Here is a 6,626-nt window from a genome sequence, read left to right on the forward strand (position 1 = left end):
CCCAACGGGTTTCCGCGACGTCGTTCCCTGTCTGGGCGGGGCGGAGGCGCGCCGTGAGGATCGAGATGTTGTCGTCTGAGCAGCGGGGGCGGGTGCTGGTGCTCGCGGCCAAGGCCGCGGGTGACGCGTTGGTGGAGCGGCTCACGGCGAGTGGCTACCAGTGCGCCTCCACGGAACGGGAGACCGGGCTGGCGGAGATGGTGGATCAGCTCCAGCCGGAGGTGGTGCTCCTGGCGGTGACGGCCAAGCGGGCGGCGGAGCTGCTGGAGACGGTGCGCAAGACGGACAAGCTCCAGCGCCTGCCGGTGCTGGTGGATCAGGGCCGCGCGCGCTCGGCGGAGGCCTTCAAGCGGCTGGCGGTGGACGACTTCGTGCGCGGCGCGGATGAGCTGGTGCCCCGGCTGGAGTCCGCCCTGCGCGCCTGGAGGCTCAAGGAGCGCGAGGAGCGCATCCGGATGCGCATGGGGATGCTGCTCGAAATCACCCAGGCGGCCACCAGCTCGCTGGAGCTGGAGGAGATCCTCCGCATCGCGGTGGAGAAGGTCGGCCAGGTGACGGGCACGGACCGCTGCTCCGTGGTGCTGGTGGAGGGCAGCCACGCGCGCACGGCCACGGTCGTCGCGACGCAGGAGGACCCCAGCCTCGTCCAGCTGGACATCGAGGTGGCGCGCTACCCGGAGCTGCGTCGCGCGCTGGAGACACGGCAGCCCGTCCTGATTGAAGAGGCGCAGCGCGACCCGCTGATGGCGGAGGTGCGCACGTCGCTCTTGCCGCAGGGCGTGAAGTCCATCCTGGTGCAGCCGCTCATCTGCCAGGACGACCTGTTGGGCGCGCTCTTCCTGCGCGTGTCCAAGGGCGAGGCGTCCATCGGGCGCGACGAGCAGGAGTTCGCGGAGGCGGTGGCGGGCGTGCTCGCCAACTCCATCCGCAACGCACGCCTGCACACGGCGGTGAAGAAGAAGCGCGAGGACCTGGAGCTGGCGTACGTGGAGCGGTACCGCGAGCTCAACGACGCGAACCGCCGCCTGAAGGAACTCAACCGCCTCAAGGATGAGATCATCGCGGTGTGCAGCCACGACCTGCGCGCGCCGCTCCAGGTGCTCCTGGGGCACGGCCGGCTGCTCTTGGAAGGGCCGCTGGAGACGCAGCAGAAGCAGTCCGCGGAGGCGATGATCCGCCAGGGCCGGAAGATCCTCACCCTGGTCGAGTCCCTGCTGGAGAAGGGCAAGGGCGAGGCGGCGCGGCTGTCCATCGAGCCTCGCGTGCTGGACGTGGCGCAGCTGTGCCGCGACGCCGTGGCGGAGCTGGAGATTCTGGCGGCGGAGAAGGCCGTGTCGCTGCGCTCCGAGTGCCCCGACAGCCTGATGCTGATTGGCGACGAGGTGAAGCTGCACGAGGTGCTGCAGAACCTCATCAGCAACGCCATCCAGCACGCCAGCGACCCGGGCGTGGTGGTGGTGCGCACGCAGCGGCTGTCGCGGCCGGACGGCGACGCGGTGCGGGTGATGGTGAGCGACAACGGGGTGGGCATTCCCCCGGACGAGCTGCACCTCGTGTTCGATCGCTACCGCCACGGGCCCAAGGGCACGGGGCTGGGGCTGGCCATCTGCAAGGAGTTCGTGGAGCTGCACGGCGGTGAAATCTGGGCGGAGAGCCCGGCCGACGGCGGCTGCACCTTCGTCTTCACGCTGCCCCTGGCGCAGGAGGCCGCGCGCAACCCCCGGCCGCAGCCCGCGCCCGGCGCCGCGCCCGAGCAGCCGCGCGTGCTGGTGGTGGAGGACGAGCCGGAAATCGCGGCGGTGCTGTCGGAGGTGCTGCGCTCGAAGTACCGCGTGGAGGTCGCTCGCGACGGCGCGGAGGGCCTGGCGAAGGCGCGCGCTTCACGGCCGGACCTGGTGGTGATGGACGTGTTCCTGCCCAAGCTGGACGGCCTGGACGCGGCCATGGCGCTCAAGTCCTCGTCGGACACGGCGCACATCCCGGTCATCCTCCTGTCCGCCCACCAGGGCGTGGCCGACAAGGTCCGCGCGCTCAACCTGGGCGCGGTGGACTACATGGCCAAGCCCTTCAACGCGGTGGAGCTGCTCAACCGCACCGAGCGCGCCCTCAAGCTGAGCCGGGGTGAGAAGGATCAGCAGGACAAGACGAACTCGCTGCAGCGGCGCACCGGCAGCGATCCGGTGACGGGCCTGCTCGACCGCCGCGGCCTGCTCCTGCGCTTGGAGCAGGAGGTGGCCCGCAGCCGGCGCTACCACCGCGCCCTCACGCTGGCGGTGCTGCGTCCGGACCGCGAGCTGGAGGCCATGCCGCCCAACATGGCGGAGGTGATGCGCAAGCGCGTGCGCCACCCGGACTCCATCGCCCATCTGGGGCTGGGCGTCTTCGCGGTGGTGCTGCCCGAGTGCAACGCGGACGCGGCGCGCACGGTCATCAACCGCCTGATGCCGGACGTGGAGAACGTGACCTCCATCGAGTACCGGGCCGCCATGGCGGACGTCAGCCAGGACAGCGATCCGGTGGAGAAGCTGCTGGAGAAGCTGGGAGCGCCGCCTCCCGAGGTCCACTAGCCCGCGTGCGCCCGCTCCCGCTCCTCAGCCGTGCCGCCGTGATGTGCCTCGCGCTGGCCGCCGGAGGTTCGGGGGCCGCGCCCGCGAGGAAGGCCCCGGCCCCGCACGTCGACCGCGAGGCGATGCGCGAGGCCATGGATTCGAGCGACCGCGACGACGAGCCGTCCGCGTCGTCCGCCAGCTACGCGCACTACCTCCAGGCGCGGCTGATGCACCTGGAGGGCAACCACCGGGCCTCGGTGGACGAGCTGCGGCTGGCGCTCGCCACCGACGACGGCAACCCGACCCTCCTCACCCAGCTGGGCGAGGAGTACGCGCGCCTGGGTGACCTGGAGCGCGCCGAGCGCGAACTTCGCCGGGCCGTGGAGAAGGCCCCCACGCACTACGCCGCCCACGTGCTCCTGGGCCGGGTGTTGCTGGAGTCCGGCCGCACGGCGCGCGCGAAGCAGCACCTGCGCCGCGCGGTGGCCCTGCGTCCCCGCGAGCCGGAGGCGTACCTCGTCCTGTCGCAGCTGTACCTGGACGCGAAGGCCCCCGACGATGCGGTGAAGGTGGTGGAGTCGCTGGCCCACGCGCTGCCGGGAGAGGCCTCCGGCTACCGGCGGCTGGGGCTCGTGCTGGCCGAGCGCGGCGACGCGGCCCGCGCCGAGCGCCTGCTCGCGAAGGCCTCCGAGCGCGACCCGGGTGACGTGGAGGTGTGGTCCACGCTGGCCCGTCTCTACGAGGACTCCGGCCGTCCGAAGGAAGCGGAGGACGCGCTGGCCCGCGCGCTGGAGGCGGATCCGGACAGCCGCGAGGTGCTGCTGTCCGCGGGCCGTGCCGCGCTGAAGGGCGGGTCGGCGACCCGGGCGCGGGCTTACTTCGACCGGCTGCTGTCACTCTCCGCGTCGCCGGAGCTGGCCGTGCGGGTGGCCTTCAGCTACCTGGCCTCCGGAGAGCCCGCCGCCGCGAAGGAGGTGCTGGACGCCGCGCGCAAGGACGCGCCGGACGAGCCCCGTCTCGCGTACTACTCCGGCCTCGTCGCGGAGCGCACGCGCCGCTTCTCCGTCGCCGCCGCGGACTTCGCGGGCGTGCCCCCGGACTCGGAGGTGTTCCCCGACGCCCGCGTGCGCCAGGCCCGCTGTCTGTCGCTGGCGGGAGACCACCCGCGCGCGCTGGTGCTCTACCGCATGGCCATGTCGGAAGCGCCCGACGACGTGGAGGTACACGTCGGCTACGCCCGGGCGCTGGAGCGCGGCGGGGACGCGACGCGAGCGGAAGGCGTGCTGCGCGAGGCGCTGGCGGGGGAGGGCGGGGCGCTGGCATACGACGCGCTGGCCACCCTGCTGGAGCGCCAGGGCCGGGCTCCGGACGCGCTCGCGCTCTTGAGGGACGCCGTCGCGAAGACGCCGAGGAGCCAGGATCTGCAGTTCGCCCTGGCCACCCTGCTGGAGCGCCAGGGCGACGTGGCGGGGGCGCTGTCGCGCATGCGGGCGGTGCTCGCGTTGAAGCCGGACCATTCCGCCGCGCTGAACTTCATGGGTTACGTGATGGCGCAGCGGGGCCGGGACCTGGACGAGGCGGAGCGGCTGGTGCGCCGCGCGCTGGCGCTCCGGCCGGACAACGGGGCCTACGTGGACTCGCTGGGGTGGGTCCTCTTCCAGCGCGGCGACGCGAAGAAGGCCGTGGAGGTCCTGGAGCGCGCGGTGGAGCTGGCCCCGGACGACCCCGCCATCCTGGAGCACCTGGGGGACGCGTACCTCAAGGCGGGCCGCGCCCCGGAGGCCATCCGGACCTGGACGCGCGCGCTGGAGGTGCTGACGCTGGAGCCGGAGGCCGCCGAGCCCGCGGACCAGCGCACCACCCTGGAGCGCAAGTTGAAGGCGCTACCCTCGACCGCGCCGGGCCGCTAAGGTCCCGGGCTCATGGCCCGCCACGACGAAGGCTTCTTCACCGGGAAGGACAACACCCGGCTGTTCTGGACGCTCGACCTGCCGGACGCGACCCCGCGCGCGCACGTCGCCATCGTCCACGGCTACGGCGACCACATCGGTCGCTACCGTCCCGTCATCGACGCGCTGGTACAGGACGGCTTCGCCGTGCACGGCTTCGACTACCGGGGCCACGGCCGCGCGGACGGACGGCGCGCCTACGCCGCGAAGTGGACCGAGTTCCTCGATGACCTGGACGGCTTCTGGCAGCGCGTGCGCAAGGCCGCGGGCAACGAGAAGATCTTCCTGCTCGCCCACAGCCACGGCGGCCTGATGGCCGCGCACGCCCTGACCGGGAGACTGGAAGGCCTCTCCGGCGCCATCCTCTCCGCGCCCTACCTCAAGCTGGCCATCAGCCCGCCGGCCGCGAAGGTGCTCGCCGCGCGCATGGTGGGCACCCTGGTGCCGTGGATGAAGGTCCCCTCGGGCCTGGCCCCTGAGATGCTCAGCACCGACCCGGACATCCAGAAGGCAGTCGGAGCGGACCCGCTCTACGTGCCCTTCGCCACGCCCCGCTGGTTCGTGGAGTCCACGGCCGCCCAGGCGCAGACGCTCGAGCTGGCGCCGAAGATTCAAGTGCCGCTGTTCGTGCTGTGCGGCCAGGAGGACGGGGTGGCGCTGCCGGCGGCGGCGCGGGCCTTCTTCGAGGCGGCGGGGACGGCGGACAAGAAGTTCAAGGAGTACCCCGGCATGCGGCATGAGCCGCTCAACGAGCGGGACCGCGCGACGGTGTTCCAGGACATCTCCGGCTGGATCTCCGCGCATCTCTGACATAATCAGGTCGCCCCGCTCCCGACGGAGCAGGCGCTGGCGAGGATCACCTCATGGCACAGGGTGAAACGGGCATCATTGGCAAGGGCATCGTCATCAGGGGCAACCTCACGGGCGGAGGGGACCTGGTCATCGAAGGACGCGTGGAGGGGCAGATCGCCCTGAAGAACCACCTCACCATCGAAGGTACCGGGAAGGTGCAGGCGGACATCCGCGCCGAGGAACTGACCATCAACGGCGAGGCGAGCGGCAACATCGACGCCTCCACGCGCGTGGCCATCAACGCCTCGGCGAAGGTGGCCGGCGACATCAAGGCCCCACGGGTCGTCATCGAGGATGGTGCCGTGTTCAACGGCTCCATCGAGATGGACGTGAAGTTGCCGGACGACATCTAGCATCCACCGGGGACCGACCCACGGCCCCCCAGGCGCACAGCTTCGAGAAGGCGGACAACACTCATGGCGAATACGATCATTGGCTCGAGCATCGTCATCGATGGGGAGATTTCCGGGGACGAGGACCTGGTCATCCAGGGCACCGTGAAGGGGAAGATCTCCCTCAAGGAGAGCCTCTACGTGGAGGGCTCGGGCGTCGTCGAGGCGGACATCGAGACGCAGAACGTGGAGATCGCCGGCCGCGTGACGGGCAACATCGCCGCCACCGACAAGGTCGAGCTGAAGACGGACTGCCGCGTGGTGGGCGACATCAAGGCCCCGCGCATCCTCATCGCCGACGGTGCCTCCTTCAAGGGCAACGTCGACATGGACATGAAGGAGCGCTGATCCGTGGCGACCGCGAAGGATCTTGCAGGCAACGCCGTCGACAACACCGTGGTGGGGCCCTCCATCCTCATCAGCGGTCGGCTCACGGGTGACGAGGACCTCACGGTCCGCGGGCGCGTCGAGGGTGAGCTCACCCTCAGCCGCACCCTCATCGTGGAGCCGTCCGGCGTGGTGAAGGCCAACGTGGCGGTGCGAAACGCCATCGTCAGCGGCGTGGTGGTGGGCAACATCAACGCCACGGAGAGCGTGGAGCTCACCCGCGAAGGCCGCATGGTGGGCGACATCCGCGCCCCCCGCGTCATCATCGTGGACGGGGCCAGCTTCCGCGGCCGCGTGGACATGGGAGACGTGGAACCGGGCCGGCTGCCGTCCGAACGCCCCGCCGTGGCCCGTCCCCAGGCGGTGACGCGCCCCACGGTGCGTCCGGGCGCCACCCCGCCGCGTCCTCCGACGCCGCCGGTCGCTCCGCCGCGCGCCGCCCCGACGCCGCCCCCGCCTCCCGCGCGCACGCAGCCCTCGTCGGCGCCGGCCACCGT

Annotated in this window: 6 protein-coding genes; all 6 read left to right on the forward strand. The window is 71.7% G+C overall.

What is annotated here, in order from left to right:
• Positions 1-68 precede the first annotated feature (68 nt).
• On the forward strand, positions 69-2,567 hold the full coding sequence (locus D7X99_RS35820) for an ATP-binding protein (RefSeq protein WP_121781684.1): 2,499 nt from the start codon (positions 69-71) through the stop codon (positions 2,565-2,567).
• 5 nt (positions 2,568-2,572) lie between these two features.
• Entirely contained in the window at positions 2,573-4,459 is a 1,887-nt protein-coding gene (locus D7X99_RS35825) for a tetratricopeptide repeat protein (protein WP_368667817.1), read from the forward strand.
• 12 nt (positions 4,460-4,471) lie between these two features.
• Entirely contained in the window at positions 4,472-5,308 is an 837-nt protein-coding gene (locus D7X99_RS35830; protein ID WP_121781683.1) for an alpha/beta hydrolase, read from the forward strand.
• 53 nt (positions 5,309-5,361) lie between these two features.
• Positions 5,362-5,703 (forward strand): bactofilin BacN, encoded by a 342-nt coding sequence (gene bacN, locus D7X99_RS35835; RefSeq protein ID WP_120537550.1) that lies wholly within the window; start codon positions 5,362-5,364, stop codon positions 5,701-5,703.
• 63 nt (positions 5,704-5,766) lie between these two features.
• Complete coding sequence (locus D7X99_RS35840; protein WP_014397641.1) at positions 5,767-6,090, forward strand: polymer-forming cytoskeletal protein; 324 nt, start codon at positions 5,767-5,769, stop codon at positions 6,088-6,090.
• A gap of 3 nt (positions 6,091-6,093) precedes the next feature.
• The coding region (gene bacP / locus D7X99_RS35845; RefSeq protein WP_147476365.1) for a bactofilin BacP at positions 6,094-6,626 on the forward strand (533 nt) is incomplete at its 3' end.

The sequence above is a fragment of the Corallococcus sp. AB032C genome (assembly GCF_003668935.1).
Classification (GTDB): Bacteria; Myxococcota; Myxococcia; order Myxococcales; family Myxococcaceae; genus Corallococcus; species Corallococcus exiguus.

Bases quoted from the DNA above. Each gene is read 5' to 3' on its own strand.
- bacN (WP_120537550.1), top strand. From the start codon at position 5,362: ATGGCACAGGGTGAAACGGGCATCATTGGCAAGGGCATCGTCATCAGG.
- D7X99_RS35840 (WP_014397641.1), top strand. From the start codon at position 5,767: ATGGCGAATACGATCATTGGCTCGAGCATCGTCATCGATGGGGAGATT.
- D7X99_RS35830 (WP_121781683.1), top strand. From the start codon at position 4,472: ATGGCCCGCCACGACGAAGGCTTCTTCACCGGGAAGGACAACACCCGG.